The organism is Prochlorococcus marinus XMU1412, from assembly GCF_017696315.1.
GTDB lineage: Bacteria > Cyanobacteriota > Cyanobacteriia > PCC-6307 > Cyanobiaceae > Prochlorococcus_A > Prochlorococcus_A marinus_AF.
The window spans coordinates 163141-178493 of the sequence record NZ_JAAORJ010000002.1 but is presented as its reverse complement, the minus strand read 5'-3'; the positions used below and the strand labels follow the sequence as shown (position 1 = coordinate 178493).

The following is a 15353-nucleotide window of genomic DNA, read 5'->3' as shown; positions in this document are numbered from 1 at the left end:
TTTAGTGATCTTTAAAATATTTCATAATTATCTCTACTACTTTTTTATCGGGAGCAATAATTTCTTCACATTGATCATTAATTAGGGATTTAATCTCTTGTGATGCCAAAATTAGATTCGGATTTAATCCATAACGTAGAGGTATCCCAGCATCATTAAATTCTATTCCAATAGCATCTGTATACTCTTTCTTACTTTTAAAAAAACCTTTTTCTAAACTGCATTGATTAAATGCAAATATACCAGCTGCAGTAGAAAATTCTTCAAGTGTCATTTTTATTTCTTTTTTCTTTTCTTGATTAAAGCTTAAATTATATGAATTAGAAATTTCCAAGACAATTTTACCTATTTGTTCTTTATCAATAGAGCGACAATCATCTGAGATAAATTCTTGAAATTTAACTGCTAGTAATGTAACCAATGGATCAGATAATTCATTTAAAGATATTCCCAGAGAATTTAAAAAATTTTTCTTAACATCCTCACTAAAAGCTCCCTCTAATTTCTCTCTACATAAAAGAGTTGTTTTAACTGAAGCTATTTGAGCAGCACTTAGGATATCAGACAGATTAGAGCTGATTTTTGATCTCTTTAAAAACTCTTCATCCTGTGAGGTTGTATTATCAGAGGTATTATTTTGATTTTGTTGTATATATTTAGCAATTGGATCTCCATCAACATAATCCAACAGGCATTTTCTATGGACTAGAACAGCTTTGCTAAGTAAAGCTAAATTATATTTACTATCAGTAGTATACGAACTTGAACTTGATTGATATCGAATAATCAATTCTTTATATTTAGTCCATTCCCAATAGGGTATTTCCTCACCATTAGAAGGAATAACCTGAATTGGTCCTTTATCAAATTTATATTTTTTACTCCCATAAACAGCATTTCCAATTTTAATAGCATATAAATTTTCTGAGGATAGACTTATTCCTGCAGGATTAGTGATAGAGCAAGAAAACTTATCTTCAAAAGCATCATAATTTTTGGTTACTTTTATAGATTTTTTTTTACCTACATACTGTTTTTGCTCGAATAAAGTATCAGAGTAATTATCTCCTTTATATTCTCTGGCATTTACGTTATTAGGTAATACAAAAGCAGTTAGAAATAAGATAAATATTTGCAGCATATTTTCTCTAAAATTTAAATCTCTTTAATACTTTCTGACCAATTTTTAATTCTTTTTGCTCAAGATAAGTATAGTGCTTTCCCTTTTTAACTCCTGTTGCTTCATAACCTAGAATTGTATTAGTACGTCCATCATCAACACAACTCCTCATATCATTTTCTATTGTTCGGTAGTATTCACCAGAACCATTAATAGATCTCATAAGGTTGTCAACTCTTCTGGTATATTTACCTCCTGACTCTGCCCATTTTCTACAGGCGTCTAGAGCTTCATTATACGATCCATAAAATCCAAACCAATTAGCTTTCAAAGAAGAAGGAGAACTAATGGCAATTAAAAACAATATAAAAAGTTTTTTCAATAGGAAATTTTCTTTTAATTTTAATTCTTTTGTCAACGTAACAACTACTAATTGTAAATATCTATAAATAATGAACATCTACTTCTTTGTTGGAAAAGGTCTATACCATTATCATCTCTTTAACTAACTAGATTAATGTCTAACGAAAATTGGGACCCTGCCACTGGCATGCAACAGGATCCAAATTCAAATAAAGATAATAAAAAAACAATCTTAATAACGATTGGATTATTGCTTGCAGCGCTCATAGGATTCCCGACAATAATGATTTCAATTTTTAACAGGGAAAGATCAAGTAGAGATGGAGAATTTGCTTATACAAAAACACTTGAAAATTTAATTAGAAATGTAGGTACTAAAATTAAAGAAAGAAACGATTGTGAAAACGGAGTTCAAGGTTATTATCTCTTTGAAAAAATTCCAGGTAAAAAAACAATCGATGAAGTGGTAATTTGCAACAATAACTATATGTTCAATAAACCAAACCCTTCTGAGTATTGGAGACTTTTAGCGCATGAATCAACTCATATTATGCAAGCATGCTTGGGAACAAATCTCTATGGTTCTTATCAAATAAAAGACATGAGTTATGAACTTCTCGATCAAGATGAAAATTCTTATAGAACTATTCATGGTGCGTATGCCTCGAATAAGGAGGATAATGAAATCGAAGCTAGATGGATGGAACTGCAACCAAAGCAATATGTTATTGATTCTCTAAGAAAATATTGTATGGAAAGACCTCAAGATCGTTAAATAAAAAATTAATCAGCTCTAGATTTTTGACAGAAATTTGTTGACCCTCATATCGATAGGGTAAGGACCTAAATTAACCCCTAAGGGGTCTAGATGACTCTCAGAGAGGCTTTAAGTTTGGGCTTATGTCCTGATACAAGTTGACCAAGTAGTTCATGCAGGACCATACATGCCAAATAAAGAATAGTTATATCAACTATTTTAAGAGGATTAACTGGTCCTGCATCTATTTACTTTTTCTTAAAGGAAAAGCCGGTAAAAAGATAAATATTGGATCAAACTATTCAAGTTTTTTTATTTTAAGTGATCTGTTTCTCCAGCTATAGCTTAATTATTTTAGCAATCGCTAATATGGTCCTGCATTAGGTCCTGCACTTTGGTCCTGCACCTTGGTCCTGCACACCAAATTCATAAAATAAAAAGACCTATCAAAAGCCTGTTATAACAAGCAGTTTGATAGGTATTACCGGACCCCCGTCAGTTCTCTGCTGCATCGACCTGGAAAAGCCAGAAGAGGATTCAAAGTGGGCTTTCGTTTCCGATTACAAGATCGGTTTACTACCGCATCACGACAGTCTCCTCATGTCGAAAGAGAGTCAGATCAGAGCACATAAAGAAGAACTTAACCAAAGATCCAGTAATCTAACTCTAACTTATTTTTTTAGGCATTTGGAGATGGCCAAATGTCTCTTACCATAGTTAATAAAATTTGAGCTTCATCATATCTTTCTGAATGCGTTTTACCATTTAATAAAAATGTGATGTGAGCCATTTTTCTTCCCAGAATTTCGCGAGATTTGCCATAACAATGAATATTAGAACCCTCAATTTCAGATAACATTTTAATTCTGGTTTCCATTGAGATTGGGAAATTCTTTCTTAATCCCAGTAAATTTATCATAATTGCCCCTTCACAGTTCATTTTAATTTCAGGTGGCATTATCCCAGAAGAAATGCAAACATATTGATCAAACTGACTTGAAGTGCAAGCTTCTATAGAGAAATGAGCTGAGTTATGTGTTCTAGGAGCTATTTCATTAATTAAAAGACCATTATCCCCATAGAAGAATTCAATAGCTAAAACTCCAACGTAATTAAGTTCATTGACTATTGAAGAGAAAATATTTATTGCAAATAAGTTCAAATCATATTCATTTGTTCCAGGTGCAAGAACCCAATCACAAACATGGTTTGATTGGAATGTCTCAACTATTGGAAAGAATCTTATCTTACCGGTCCTATCTCTCGAACCAACAAGAGCCAGTTCTTTTTCATACTCTATCCATTCTTCTATTAACCATTCATCAGAATTATTCTCTGTTAAAAAAGAATCTAAATCTTCTTTTGTCTTTATTTTTTTGTTCCCTTTACCGTCATATCCACCTTTATTGGATTTTGCCATTAGAGGAAAAGTCCAATTTTTGATTTCCTCATCCGAGAGATTTTTAAAATCTTCAATACTTATCCATTTTGGACAGGGAATATTCATTCTATCTATTAATTTTTTTTGAGAAAACCTATCTACTAATGGCTTAATTGCATTAAGGCTTGGAACAAAAATATCGTTATTGCCAATTAAATTTAATTTATCAATTTTTATCCATTCATTTTCAAAAATTATTTTTTCACACTCATTAATTAATGATTTATTACCTCTTATCTTTAAAGGATCAGCTTCTATGACATGATCTGCTTTTGAACCAGCAGGATCATCACAAGATTTTGTTTGCACACATACTTCTAAATCTCTTTTTTTTGCTGCCTCAGTTAACATCAATGCCAGTTGACCACCTCCAATTATTCCTAGGGAATAATTTTTCTTAATATCGTTTATATTTTTTTTTAAACTCATAGCATGATTTTATTACCATTTGTAATTCTTAACAACTGAATTTTTAAGGATCTAAAGCTTAGATTTTGCTAATATATAAAGTATTTAATACCAAATATTTATAAATTTTAACTAGGTAATCAATTGTGAATAAGAGAAAAATATTAGTCCCATTAGGTGATAAGTCATACGAAGTAACTCTAGAAGCAGGGATACTGAATAATATCAGCGAAGAACTTTTAAAAATTGGAATAACAAAGAATAGAAAAATACTTGTGATTTCAAATGAAGAAATATCAAATTTGTATGGAGAAAAATTTTTAAATAATTTAAAAGATAATAAATTTCAGGCCAAAATGTTCCTTATCAAGGCTGGAGAATCATATAAAAACTTAAAAACCTTAAGTGAAATATATGATGTAGCATTTGAATTTGGCTTAGATAGAAATTCAATAATTATTGCCCTTGGAGGGGGAATTGTTGGAGATGTAAGTGGTTTTGCAGCTGCGACTTGGCTGAGAGGTATCGAATATATTCAGATCCCAACAACATTATTATCAATGGTTGATTCATCTGTGGGGGGGAAAACAGGAGTAAATCATCCAAAAGGTAAGAATTTAATTGGAGCTTTCAATCAACCTAAAGCAGTTTTTATTGATCCAGAAACTTTAAAAAGTTTGCCCAAAAGAGAATTTAGTGCAGGCATGGCCGAAGTAATAAAATACGGAGTAATAAGAGATAAAGAACTTTTCGAATTCTTAGAAATTGAAAAAAACAAAAATGAACTTATAAATCTCAAAAATGAATATCTAATTAAAATAATTAATAATTCAATTAAAACAAAGTCTCATGTTGTTTCTCAAGACGAACATGAAAATGGTGTTAGAGCAATATTGAATTATGGTCATTCTTTTGGTCACGTTATTGAAAATTTATGTGGATACGGCAAATTTCTGCATGGTGAGGCAATTTCAATTGGTATGAATATTGCAGGGAAAATAGCAATTGAAAAAGGGTTATGGTCTAAAGAAGAATTAGAGAGACAGCGAATTCTCTTAGAGAGTTATGATCTTCCTACCGAGATCCCCAAAATAAATAAAGAAGAGGTTCTAACAATACTTATGGGCGATAAAAAAGTTCGTGATGGCAAAATGAGATTTATATTACCGAAAGAAATTGGTGCTGTTGATATATATGATGACGTAGAAGATTCCTTATTTTTAAAGTTTTTTTCTTAACGCAAACAGGTTGAATTTATATTCATTTTCTTCTCATTAAACTTTTTAAAAACAAACCATTTAAAATCACCTAAACAAACAGGATCTACGAGTCTAAGTAATGCCTCTCTTCTTAAAAGAGCATTTGATAAATTCTCCTTAAATTCTTTCTGAATCCCATAAAGTCTCTCTGCCAATCCAAGCGCCAACAAAGCCTCGCCTTGTTTAGTTATACCATCAGTATTAAATCCAAGATTCTCAGCATCATTAATTAAAGTTTCTATGCACACATGAGATGTTAAATCGCAATTTCCAGGAGAATCTAGGACATTTTTCTTCATTTTTTGATTTTCATATGAAACTATCGTCCCATCAGAATTCTTAGAGTTATAGTATTTTTTAGCTTCTTTAGCGTAATCAATTATCAATAAAATACCATTATTTATTTTCCCATAAATAGCTTCTAACCATTTTGAGTTATCTACATGCCATTCTGTCGTCCATCCTTCAAGAGCATCTGCAGGCGGAATAGTTATTCCCAACTCACTTTTAGCAGATTCAAAACTTTTTTCCAATTCACGTGTAATTGGCATTTTATCAAAAAATAATTTATGAGATTTTTTGTCTATAGAAACTGCTTGTCGAATTAATTTTCCCTTTGAGAAGGTTATTCTTTCTACTGGCAAAGCATCCAAAACCTCATTTGCTAGAACTATTCCATTTATATTATTTTCCTTTACTTCATCCAAACCTTTCCAAAAAATATCAATACCTAAGTTCAAAAATTCCTCCAATTTATTTTTTTGTTTTTCTACCATCCCTTCATTAGGTTCAATAATTACAAAAGAAACTCCTTCTAAAAAATTCTTGCTGTTTTCTAAAAAATATTTAATTAATCCACTCATAAAGCTTCCATCTCCAGCTCCAAATTCAGTTACAGATAATGTCTGATTAGATAAAAAACTACTTTTGAACTGAATCAACCAATCCTCTATTTGTTTACCAACCAAAAAAGCAAAATCATCAGATAAAGATGGTGATGTGACAAAATCTCCTCGAACGCCTAACTCAGCTTTACCGCAGCCGTAATAACCATTAATAGGATCATTTAATGCAAAATTCATAAAGTCATAAAAACTTATAGTCCCACCCATTTTTATTATTTTTTTAACTAACCAATCTGGATTATTCGCGGGTAAGCTATTCATCGGCGAAAATATAAAGAGACAAAACTTATTTATGCCTTCAAAGATTAACTATTTATTAGGAATATTTCTATCTATATTAGTTTTAATTTCACATAAACCCGTTTTTGCTATAAATAATCCAAATCTCTTACCAGAAGAAAAAACACCAGTAATTGATTTAGCTAAAACATTAAGCCCTAATCAGAAAAAGTCTTTAGAAGAAAAGCTAAACAATCTAGAAATTGAAAGTGGGTGGAAAATTAAATATTTATCTCAGTTTGAAAGTTCACCTGGTAGTGCAATAAAGGACTATTGGGATTTAGATGAGACAAGTTTGTTGATAGTTGCAGATCCTAGAGGGGGAAATTTGCTGAACTTTAACGTAGGAGAGGCTTATTTTAATTTTATGCCAAGGTTATTTTGGGTTGAACTTCAAACAAGATTTGGCAACCAATACTATGTTAAAGATCACGGTGAGGATGGTGCAGTATTAGATGCAATTGATTCAGTAAAGATTTGTCTCGAAAGAGGAGGATGCCAAGTTGTCCCTGGCCTACCCAAAGAGCAATATGTATGGACTTTATGTACATCGATTCTTGGAGGTTTAGTAGCAGGTTTTGCATCTGCCCCAAGAAAAGAAGGTCAAGTCATTTCAATTGGATTTTTAGCTCTTCTTTCTCCTTTATGGGGAATGTTATTTGGAATTTTTGGTTTGGCACCGATAATATCCAGAACAAATGATTTATTACCTTTATTTAAAAATGGTTTAGCTTTTACAGCAGCAGGAATTGCGGGTTATATCTTATCTCAAACATTATTTTCAAGATATGAAAAGCCTAATAATACTTGAAATATGATCAGAGATATTTAATCCTAAAAAAATTTATCTTCTTCACGAATTACACCAGACTCTGAATACCATCGATGAGAAACATGCCTTAATTCCTTATTTTCAAACTCAATCCATGAAAAGTTAATTAGCAATTTCCCATCTTCATCAGTTTTATATCTTGGTACCACAGCAGCGTTGAAATAAATCGTTCCTTTGCTATCAATTTTAAACATCTCCCTTAAACCAAGATTTCTTTTAAGCCGGTTGTGCATATGACCAAAAACTACAAGATCAACTTTTCTTCTCTTTTGTATTTGAGAAATAGCAGCAGACAAATCTCTATCTCCCCAATCTAAAGAGGGTAATTTCCAGTCTTTCCCACAAATGCTTTTAGGTTCTGAACCTAAACCTGAAGGACCAGCATGAGACATAATTATTAGAGGTATTTCTTCAACAGTCTCTTCTGAACATTTGATAATTTTATTTATTGAATCTTGTTCGGTTATAGGTCCATAAACACCTTTAACTTCTTTTGAAAGATAATAGCCGCCGCCAGAACTACATGGTCTAGCAGACAATAAATTTATTTGATTATTAAAAACTTTCAAATCCCATGCACAATATTTTTCACCAAGAACACGTATCTGCTTTGAGAGAGTTTCGCCTGTAGAGTCTTTCCCTCTATCATGATTTCCTAAAATCACAAAAGTAGGAATTTTGATCTCATTGATTTTTTTAATTATTTTGACACTTCCATCAGAAATATCACCAACAAATAAAACAATATTTGGTTTGATAATCGATAAAACGTTCAAGTCTAATTCAGACCATTGACCATGACAGTCACCAACAATAGCAATTTTTAAATTTGTCAGAATTTTTTCTGTTTAAAGGCATATAATCTATTTAGAGATATTCTAAATCCTGACCAGTATAACTTCTACTGCAAAACAGAAATCAGTTCAAAACGAAGAGGATTTGATTTCTGAAATAAAGGAGCGTTGCAAAAAAGCTAATGCAATTATTCTTGCGCACTATTATCAAGCACCAGAGATTCAGGAAATTGCAGATTTTATTGGAGATTCATTAGATCTATCTAGGAAAGCTGCAAATAATGACGCAGATATAATAATTTTTTGCGGTGTGCACTTTATGGCCGAAACCGCAAAAATACTTAGCCCTAATAAAACAGTCCTATTACCAGATATTGACGCAGGATGCTCATTAGCAGACGATTGTCCTTCAGATAAATTTCAAAAATTCAGGGAAGAGAATCCAGATCACTATGTCGTAAGTTATATAAATTGCACTGCAGAAGTAAAAGCTCAAAGTGATCTGATATGTACAAGCAGTAATGCAGTCTCATTAATTAAAAAGATACCTGAAGATAAAAAGATAATATTTGCGCCAGATCAGAACCTTGGGAGATGGGTACAGAAAAATTCAGGAAGAGATCTTAAATTATGGCCTGGCAGCTGCATTGTTCATGAATCATTTAGTGAAGAAGCACTTCTAAAATTAAAATATCAAAATCCAGGATCAAAAGTAATTGCTCATCCTGAATGTAGTCAAAATTTACTAATTCTCTCAGACTTTATTGGATCAACAAGTAAGCTGCTTGATTTCGTAAGTAAAGATCCATCTAAAACTTACATGGTACTAACTGAACCTGGAATAATTCATCAAATGAAAAAGAAAGAACCTAATAAAATTTTTATTGAAGTCCCAGATGTAGAAGGTTGTAAATGTAACGAGTGTCCATATATGAAATTAAATACTTTAGAAAAAATTCTTGATTGTTTGAAAAATAATTCCCCGTCTATCGAACTAGACCCAGAAATAATAAGAAGAGCCTATGTGCCAATAAAGAGAATGCTGGATATGAGTAATTAATTTAATGAAAATACTTTATCTTCCTTATTAATTTTTAGGAATGCACTAAGGTTTGTGGTGTCGGGCTTAAATTCGCTTATCTGATTCTTTCTATTAATTATATTTATTAGCTCTTTTTCACCAGCTCTATATTGTTTATCTTTTCTAGTTCCTATCTCTCTTTGAAGTATAGGGTTTATATTCATTCTTACTTCTATGTCTGGCATAATTCCAGATTTGTTTATATCAGTGCCGTTCGGAGTTAAATACTTAGCGACTGTAACAGTTAGACCTGAACCATCAACTAATGTTCTCATAGATTGAACTAGACCTTTACCAAATGTTTTCTTCCCAACTAATTTTCCTCTTTTGTTATCTTTTATTGCACCAGAAACTATTTCACTAGCACTAGCAGAACCCTCATTAACTAAGACCACTAAGGGCTTTTTTGTTAGAGCTTGACCGTTTCCTTTTTTTGTTTCTTTTAAACCATCTTTACTTACTGTACTTACTATTACTCCTTTGTTAATGAAGTGCCTTGAGATATCAATGCTTGATTCTAATAAACCTCCAGGATTACTTCTCAAGTCAAGAACATATCCTGCGACTTTTTTTGTTTCTAAATCCTTAATAGCATCTCTAGTTTCTTTGGATGCATTTGCATTAAATTGTTTAATTCTTACATAGCCAATTGATAAGCCATTTTTGGTTTGATTGACTTTACTTGATACAGATTTTATTTCAATTTTTTCTCTTGATAAAGTCTTAAAAAAGGATTGAGAACCTCTAAGAATTTCAAGCTTTACTTTAGTACCTCTTTGTCCTCTTATTAATTTCACGGCATCCTCAATATTCATACCTTCAGTAGAAATATCATCTATGGATAATATTTTATCTCTAGCTTTAATTCCAGCATCAAATGCAGGGGTGCCCTCTATGGGAGAAATAATTATTAAATCATCAGATTCTTTATCTTTAATTATTTGGATACCAACTCCAGTTAATTCGCCAGAGGTATCAATTCTCATTTGATTAAATTCCTTAGGTTCTAAAAATCTTGTATAAGAATCATCTAAATTAGAAAGCATATCTCTAATCGCATCATATGCTTCATTGCTGTCTGAATATGATTTTGATAAAACTTCTTTTCTTAGATTAATCCAATTGGACTTTTGAAATTTGCCGTTTGAATCAAGAAAATCTCTATATACAATTTGCCAAACATGATCAATTACTTCTTTATAACTATTATTTAAAACTGTTGCCTCTGCAAAATTATTTAAAAATAACCCAGAAAAGGATGTCGCAAACAGAAATATATATTTTTTTTTAAGCAATTTCTTATCTTCAAATAATTCGATATTTTTTATTATAAAAAGAATTTATTTATAATTCAAAAATTTGACAAATCCTTAAGGATCAATCCACTTCCCATCATCCTTAATAAGTTGGATTAAAGCATTAACACCCTCATCTTCAGGGACTCTTTTTATCTCTTCTTTTCTTCTATATAAGGCAATAGTTCCTTTACCTTTCCCAACATAACCATAATCAGCATCTGCCATTTCTCCTGGCCCATTAACAATACATCCCATTATTGCTATATCTAGACCCGTCAAATGTGAGGTAGCGTTCCTAACTTTATCTACAACTTCTTCTAGATTGAAAAGTGTTCTACCACAACTGGGGCAACTGATGTATTCAACCATTGTTTTTCTTAATCCTAAAGATTGCAAAATTGAATAGCACACTGGTATTTCCTTTTCTGGAGCTTCTGTTAAGGAAACCCTGATGGTATCTCCTAATCCCTCTGCTAAAAGCGTTCCAATTCCAGCAGTACTTTTAATCCTTCCATAATCACCATCACCAGCCTCGGTCACTCCTAAATGTAAGGGATAGTTATATCCTTCTGAGTCAAGCCTATCTGCAATCATTCTGTAAGCTGCCATCATGACCGGAGCCCTAGAAGCTTTCATAGAAATAATTATGTTATGAAAATCAAGCTCATCACAAATTTTGACGAACTCCATTGCAGATTCTGTCATTCCTAATGGCGTATCTCCATAAGTAAAAAGCATCCTCTCAGATAGAGACCCATGATTAACTCCAATCCTTAGAGCTTTGTTTTCAGCCTTTAAAACTTCAACTAAAGGGGTAAATCTTTTAAGTATTGTTTGCTTAATAGTTTCAAATTCCTCATCTGTATATTCAGTTCTTGTAGGGTCTGATTTTTCAAAAACAAACAATCCAGGATTAATTCTTACTTTATCAACATGTTTTGCAACTTCCATTGCAATTTTCATACCATTATGGTGAACATCAGCCACCAAGGGGGTATTGATATTATTTTCTAGTAATTTTGCCTTTATATCTCCTACTGCTTTGGCATGTGCTAAGGAAGGGACAGTTAACCTTACTATTTCACAACCCACATCATGAAGTCTTTTGATAGCTAAGTAAGCATTTTCGACATCCATAGTATCTTCATTTATCATCGATTGAACTCTTACTGGATAATCACTTCCAATAGCTATATCACCCACCATTACTGTTCTAGTTATCCTTCTCTCAATATGAGTTGAATATCTTTTGGAGAGACTATTAACCTCTTTAGATTGAGTTAATGACATTAAAATTCTTGATATTCAAAAAGGATTTCACTAAATTATACGGCATATAGTTTACTACTTACATTCTCTAGGTCTTTCAAAGTTAGATGGTAAGGTTTATTGATTTCTTTTGAAGGAAATCTCAACAAATAAGATGGATGAAAAATTACCATAATTTCTCTCCCATCTTTTTTAATCCATTGACCTCTTAAATTACTTATAGGATCTTTAACTTCTAAAATAGCTCTCATAGCAGTAGAACCAGTAAGTAATATAAATTTTGGATCGACTAACTTTATTTGCTGTAATAACCATGGTTTATGAATATTAATTTCTCTAGCAGTGGGTTTTCTATTATTTGGTGGACGACATTTAATTACATTACAAAAATAAACATCCTTCTTATAGTCAATTCCAGCTTGTATTAATAATTCGTTTAATAACTTACCAGATTTACCTACATAAGGTTTTCCTTCTAAATCTTCCTGGGCTCCAGGTGCCTCACCAATTACTAACAAATCTGCGAATACACTTCCTCTCCCAATTACTAACCTTTTCACCGAAAATAAAACTTTAAATATTTTTATCTTAAGAACTCAAAACATGAAAATAAAATAGATTAAGAAAATGAACTAAATTAAACCATAGTGTGATAGTTTTATTTATTCTTAATTTATGCATTTGTCATTATTAAAAGTCATATTTGAAAAGTCATAAGTCAATGAGTCAAGTTAATTTATCTGATCGGGCACTTTCAATTGAGCCTTCTCTTACATTGCAGATAAGTGCTAAAGCAAATCAATTATCTGCAGAAGGAGTAGATATTTGCAATTTAAGTGCAGGTGAACCTGATTTTGATGCCCCAAAAGAAGTTATAGAGGCTACAAGTAAAGCTATATTTGATGGATTTACAAAGTACGGGCCCGCAGCGGGGAATTTAGATCTCCGAAAAGCAATTGCAAATAAACTTCAAATTCAAAACGATTTAAATTATGAATTTGAAAATGTAATGGTCACAAATGGTGCTAAGCAAGCAATATATAATCTTTTCCAAGTATTGTTAAATACTGGAGACGAAGTTATTATTCCTTCTCCATATTGGTTAAGTTATCCCCAGATGGTTAGATTGGCGGGTGGGAAGCCAATTTTTACAAATTCTTCTGCAGAAGATGGATTTAAAATAAATATAGGAGATTTGAAGTCTAAAATCTCTTCAAAAACTAAATTTATAATTATCAATTCTCCTAATAACCCTACTGGAAGAGTTATGTCAAAGGAAGAATTATTACAAATTGCCGACTTAGCTAGAGAAAATCCAAATATCAATATTCTTTCTGATGAGATTTACGAACTAATCCTTAAAAAGGAATTTAAACACTACAGTTTATCTTCATTAGCAAATGATTTAAAAGATAGAATTTTTATAATAAATGGGTTTGCGAAAGGATGGGCTATGACTGGCTGGAGGATAGGTTATTTAGTAGGTCCCAAAGATGTAATCAAAGCATCCTCAGCATTACAAAGTCAAAGTACAAGTAATGTTTGCTCTTTTGTTCAAAAAGGTGCTTTAGAGGCTTTAAAAATTAATAATGAGTTTTTCTCAATGATAAATAGCCATTATGATCAAAGAAGAAGACTTCTCTTTGAGGGCCTTAATAATATAAATGGGATTTATATTGAAGAACCTAACGGAGCATTTTACGCATTTCCAAAATTACCCAACTCCTCAATTACTTCTGTTGATTTCTGCAATAAAGCTCTTCAAGATTACGGATTAGTTGTTGTACCTGGAAAAGCTTTTGGAGCTGATCAATGTATAAGAATATCTTGTGCAGCTTCAGAAATTAAAATAAAAGATGGACTACAAAGACTTGAAAAAGCCATCTCTGAATACTTTTAATTTAACTAAGTTATGTTTAATTTAAAGAATTTCCTACTAAGTTCATCTCTATTATTTTCTGTTTTTTCATCACCTGTATTTTCAAATCCCAAAGTTTTAAAAGTTGGAGCAATACCTGATCAAAACCAAGATGTTTTGGATAAAAGATTTAATTTATTTTCAAAAGAATTATCCAAACAACTTGATGTAGAAGTTAAATACATTCCTGTTATTAATTATGTTGCAGCAGTAACTGGATTTAGAACTAAAGATTTAGATTTAGTTTGGTTTGGCGGTTTATCAGGAGTTCAAGCAAGATTACAAACACCTAATTCAATTGTCATAGCTCAAAGAGATATCGATAAGGAATTTAAAAGTGTTTTTATAGTAAACAAAAATTTAGAACTTAACTCAATTTCAAACATTAAAGGACTTAAAAAACTAAAGAATTTAAGATTTACTTTTGGCTCTGAAAACTCAACTTCTGGAAGATTAATGCCAGAATATTTTTTAAATCAAGCAGGGGTAGAAATTAAACATTTTAAAGGAAAAAAAGCAGGTTATAGTGGGAGTCATGATGCCACTATAGCTTTAGTTAATAGTGGGGCATTTGATGCTGGAGCTTTAAATAAACAGGTTTGGGAAAACAATCTTAAAAATAATCCCAAAAGAACAAGTAATTTAGAATTATTCTGGATCACACCAGAATATGTTGATTATCATTGGGTAGCTCAAGGTGATCTTGAAAATAGATTCGGGGAAGGGTTTACAAAAGAACTTAAATTAGTAATTCTAAATTTAGATATAAAGCAAAAATCACATAAACAGATATTAGATATGTTCAATGCAAAAAGATTTATAAAGGCAGAATCAAATCAATATAAAAATATAGAGGAAATCGGGAGGAAATTAAATAAAATTAGATGAATAATACTGTCTTAGAATTAGAAAATATATCTTATAAATACAAAAATGATCTGATCCTAAATAAAATAAATTTAAAAATAAATTCTGGGGAAAAAATTGCACTTTTAGGTAAAAGCGGTTCAGGAAAAACTACACTTATATCAGTACTTAATGGCACTATAAAGCCAACTCAAGGTGAAGTTAAATTATTCAATGAAAGTTTCGAGGAATTGGATAGAAAGCAGAAAAGTAAAATAACAACTATTTGGCAAGATTTAAGATTAATAGAAGATCTCTCTGCAGAACAAAATGTTAATTGTGGACTACTAGCGGAAAATAATTTTTATTTCGCTTTTAAAAATTTACTAAATATAAGTTCTTTTAATAAGGCGCATAAATATATGAAATTATGTAGACTTCATAACTCTATTTACGACAAAAAAATCAGAAAACTATCTGGTGGGCAAAAACAAAGGGTGGCTATAGCTAGATCATTAATTCAAGAATCAAATATATTACTTGCAGATGAGCCTTTTAATAATCTAGATCCCAAATTGATAACAACAATTAAAAACCTTCTACTAGAAAATGTAGATAAAAATAAAACAAAAAAATCCCCAAAGACGGCATTAGTTGCATTACATAGATTAGATTTGCTGAACGATTTCGATAAAGTTATTGGAATAAGGGATGGTAAAATTTTTTTCAATATCAAAAGAAATAACTTAAAGAAGATTCATTTAGAGAAAATATATTAATTAG

General features: G+C 31.3%; 15 protein-coding genes and 1 other RNA gene. 7 read left to right on the top strand and 9 right to left on the bottom strand.

What is annotated here, in order from left to right:
* Nucleotide 1 precedes the first annotated feature (1 nt).
* Together HA152_RS03710 and HA152_RS03705 are read right to left on the bottom strand one after the other, a co-directional pair.
* Complete coding sequence (locus HA152_RS03710; RefSeq protein WP_209133694.1) at nucleotides 2–1141, bottom strand: hypothetical protein; 1140 nt, start codon at nucleotides 1139–1141, stop codon at nucleotides 2–4.
* 7 nt (nucleotides 1142–1148) lie between these two features.
* Nucleotides 1149–1580 (bottom strand): hypothetical protein, encoded by a 432-nt coding sequence (locus HA152_RS03705; protein ID WP_209133692.1) that lies wholly within the window; start codon nucleotides 1578–1580, stop codon nucleotides 1149–1151.
* Nucleotides 1581–1637: 57 nt separating this feature from the next.
* On the opposite strand from HA152_RS03705, the gene HA152_RS03700 reads away from it, so the two are divergent.
* Nucleotides 1638–2258, top strand: coding sequence for a hypothetical protein (locus HA152_RS03700; protein ID WP_209133690.1), 621 nt, complete (start codon nucleotides 1638–1640; stop codon nucleotides 2256–2258).
* Nucleotides 2259–2717: 459 nt separating this feature from the next.
* On the opposite strand, the gene ssrS is transcribed toward HA152_RS03700, so the two are convergent.
* Both ssrS and HA152_RS03690 read right to left on the bottom strand, forming a co-directional pair.
* Nucleotides 2718–2902: non-coding RNA, 6S RNA (ssrS, locus tag HA152_RS03695), on the bottom strand.
* Nucleotides 2903–2919: 17 nt separating this feature from the next.
* A complete protein-coding gene (locus tag HA152_RS03690; RefSeq protein WP_209133688.1) occupies nucleotides 2920–4110 on the bottom strand; it encodes a 5-(carboxyamino)imidazole ribonucleotide synthase in 1191 nt (396 codons plus the stop codon).
* 125 nt (nucleotides 4111–4235) lie between these two features.
* On the opposite strand from HA152_RS03690, the gene aroB reads away from it, so the two are divergent.
* Nucleotides 4236–5327 (top strand): 3-dehydroquinate synthase, encoded by a 1092-nt coding sequence (gene aroB, locus HA152_RS03685; RefSeq protein ID WP_209133686.1) that lies wholly within the window; start codon nucleotides 4236–4238, stop codon nucleotides 5325–5327.
* Here the strand turns inward: aroB and HA152_RS03680 are convergent.
* Nucleotides 5324–6514: an SAM-dependent methyltransferase gene (locus HA152_RS03680; protein WP_209133684.1), complete on the bottom strand. Its 1191-nt coding sequence runs from the start codon at nucleotides 6512–6514 to the stop codon at nucleotides 5324–5326. The two genes, aroB and HA152_RS03680, sit on opposite strands and share 4 nt — an antisense overlap.
* A gap of 31 nt (nucleotides 6515–6545) precedes the next feature.
* Between HA152_RS03680 and HA152_RS03675 the strand changes: the two genes are divergently transcribed.
* Nucleotides 6546–7343 (top strand): methanol dehydrogenase, encoded by a 798-nt coding sequence (locus tag HA152_RS03675; RefSeq protein WP_079337248.1) that lies wholly within the window; start codon nucleotides 6546–6548, stop codon nucleotides 7341–7343.
* Nucleotides 7344–7366: 23 nt separating this feature from the next.
* Here the strand turns inward: HA152_RS03675 and HA152_RS03670 are convergent, their stop codons facing one another.
* On the bottom strand, nucleotides 7367–8140 hold the full coding sequence (locus HA152_RS03670) for a TIGR04168 family protein (RefSeq protein ID WP_245211197.1): 774 nt from the start codon (nucleotides 8138–8140) through the stop codon (nucleotides 7367–7369).
* Between the two features lie 118 nt (nucleotides 8141–8258).
* Between HA152_RS03670 and nadA the strand changes: the two genes are divergently transcribed.
* A complete protein-coding gene (gene nadA / locus HA152_RS03665; RefSeq protein WP_075439786.1) occupies nucleotides 8259–9218 on the top strand; it encodes a quinolinate synthase NadA in 960 nt (319 codons plus the stop codon).
* On the opposite strand, the gene HA152_RS03660 is transcribed toward nadA, so the two are convergent.
* From HA152_RS03660 to HA152_RS03650, 3 genes are all read right to left on the bottom strand, one after another.
* Nucleotides 9215–10534, bottom strand: a complete 1320-nt coding sequence (locus HA152_RS03660; RefSeq protein ID WP_245211196.1) for a S41 family peptidase — start codon at nucleotides 10532–10534, stop codon at nucleotides 9215–9217. The two genes, nadA and HA152_RS03660, sit on opposite strands and share 4 nt — an antisense overlap.
* Nucleotides 10535–10609: 75 nt before the next feature.
* Nucleotides 10610–11827 carry a (E)-4-hydroxy-3-methylbut-2-enyl-diphosphate synthase gene (gene ispG / locus HA152_RS03655; protein ID WP_011818179.1) on the bottom strand — a complete coding sequence of 406 codons (1218 nt, stop codon included), beginning with the start codon at nucleotides 11825–11827 and terminating at the stop codon, nucleotides 10610–10612.
* 35 nt (nucleotides 11828–11862) lie between these two features.
* The gene (locus tag HA152_RS03650; RefSeq protein ID WP_209133682.1) at nucleotides 11863–12366 is read right to left on the bottom strand and encodes a uracil-DNA glycosylase; all 504 of its coding nucleotides are present in this window, start codon (nucleotides 12364–12366) and stop codon (nucleotides 11863–11865) included.
* Between the two features lie 161 nt (nucleotides 12367–12527).
* Between HA152_RS03650 and HA152_RS03645 the strand changes: the two genes are divergently transcribed.
* The 3 genes from HA152_RS03645 to HA152_RS03635 are packed head-to-tail and all read left to right on the top strand — an operon-like array spanning nucleotide 12528 to nucleotide 15349.
* Nucleotides 12528–13706 carry a pyridoxal phosphate-dependent aminotransferase gene (locus tag HA152_RS03645; protein ID WP_209133680.1) on the top strand — a complete coding sequence of 393 codons (1179 nt, stop codon included), beginning with the start codon at nucleotides 12528–12530 and terminating at the stop codon, nucleotides 13704–13706.
* Between the two features lie 12 nt (nucleotides 13707–13718).
* Nucleotides 13719–14612, top strand: coding sequence for a putative selenate ABC transporter substrate-binding protein (locus tag HA152_RS03640; protein ID WP_209133678.1), 894 nt, complete (start codon nucleotides 13719–13721; stop codon nucleotides 14610–14612).
* A complete protein-coding gene (locus HA152_RS03635) occupies nucleotides 14609–15349 on the top strand; it encodes an ATP-binding cassette domain-containing protein (RefSeq protein WP_209133676.1) in 741 nt (246 codons plus the stop codon). The genes HA152_RS03640 and HA152_RS03635 overlap by 4 nt, the downstream gene beginning before the upstream one ends.
* Nucleotides 15350–15353: the final 4 nt, after the last annotated feature.

What these genes read in the sequence shown, in the direction of transcription:
- HA152_RS03710 (WP_209133694.1), bottom strand. Translation starts at nt 1,141, where the DNA reads ATGCTGCAAATATTTATCTTATTTCTAACTGCTTTTGTATTACCTAAT.
- HA152_RS03635 (WP_209133676.1), top strand. Translation starts at nt 14,609, where the DNA reads ATGAATAATACTGTCTTAGAATTAGAAAATATATCTTATAAATACAAA.
- HA152_RS03675 (WP_079337248.1), top strand. Translation starts at nt 6,546, where the DNA reads ATGCCTTCAAAGATTAACTATTTATTAGGAATATTTCTATCTATATTA.
- HA152_RS03680 (WP_209133684.1), bottom strand. Translation starts at nt 6,514, where the DNA reads ATGAATAGCTTACCCGCGAATAATCCAGATTGGTTAGTTAAAAAAATA.
- HA152_RS03690 (WP_209133688.1), bottom strand. Translation starts at nt 4,110, where the DNA reads ATGAGTTTAAAAAAAAATATAAACGATATTAAGAAAAATTATTCCCTA.
- HA152_RS03640 (WP_209133678.1), top strand. Translation starts at nt 13,719, where the DNA reads ATGTTTAATTTAAAGAATTTCCTACTAAGTTCATCTCTATTATTTTCT.
- HA152_RS03705 (WP_209133692.1), bottom strand. Translation starts at nt 1,580, where the DNA reads ATGTTCATTATTTATAGATATTTACAATTAGTAGTTGTTACGTTGACA.
- HA152_RS03645 (WP_209133680.1), top strand. Translation starts at nt 12,528, where the DNA reads ATGAGTCAAGTTAATTTATCTGATCGGGCACTTTCAATTGAGCCTTCT.
- ispG (WP_011818179.1), bottom strand. Translation starts at nt 11,827, where the DNA reads ATGTCATTAACTCAATCTAAAGAGGTTAATAGTCTCTCCAAAAGATAT.
- HA152_RS03700 (WP_209133690.1), top strand. Translation starts at nt 1,638, where the DNA reads ATGTCTAACGAAAATTGGGACCCTGCCACTGGCATGCAACAGGATCCA.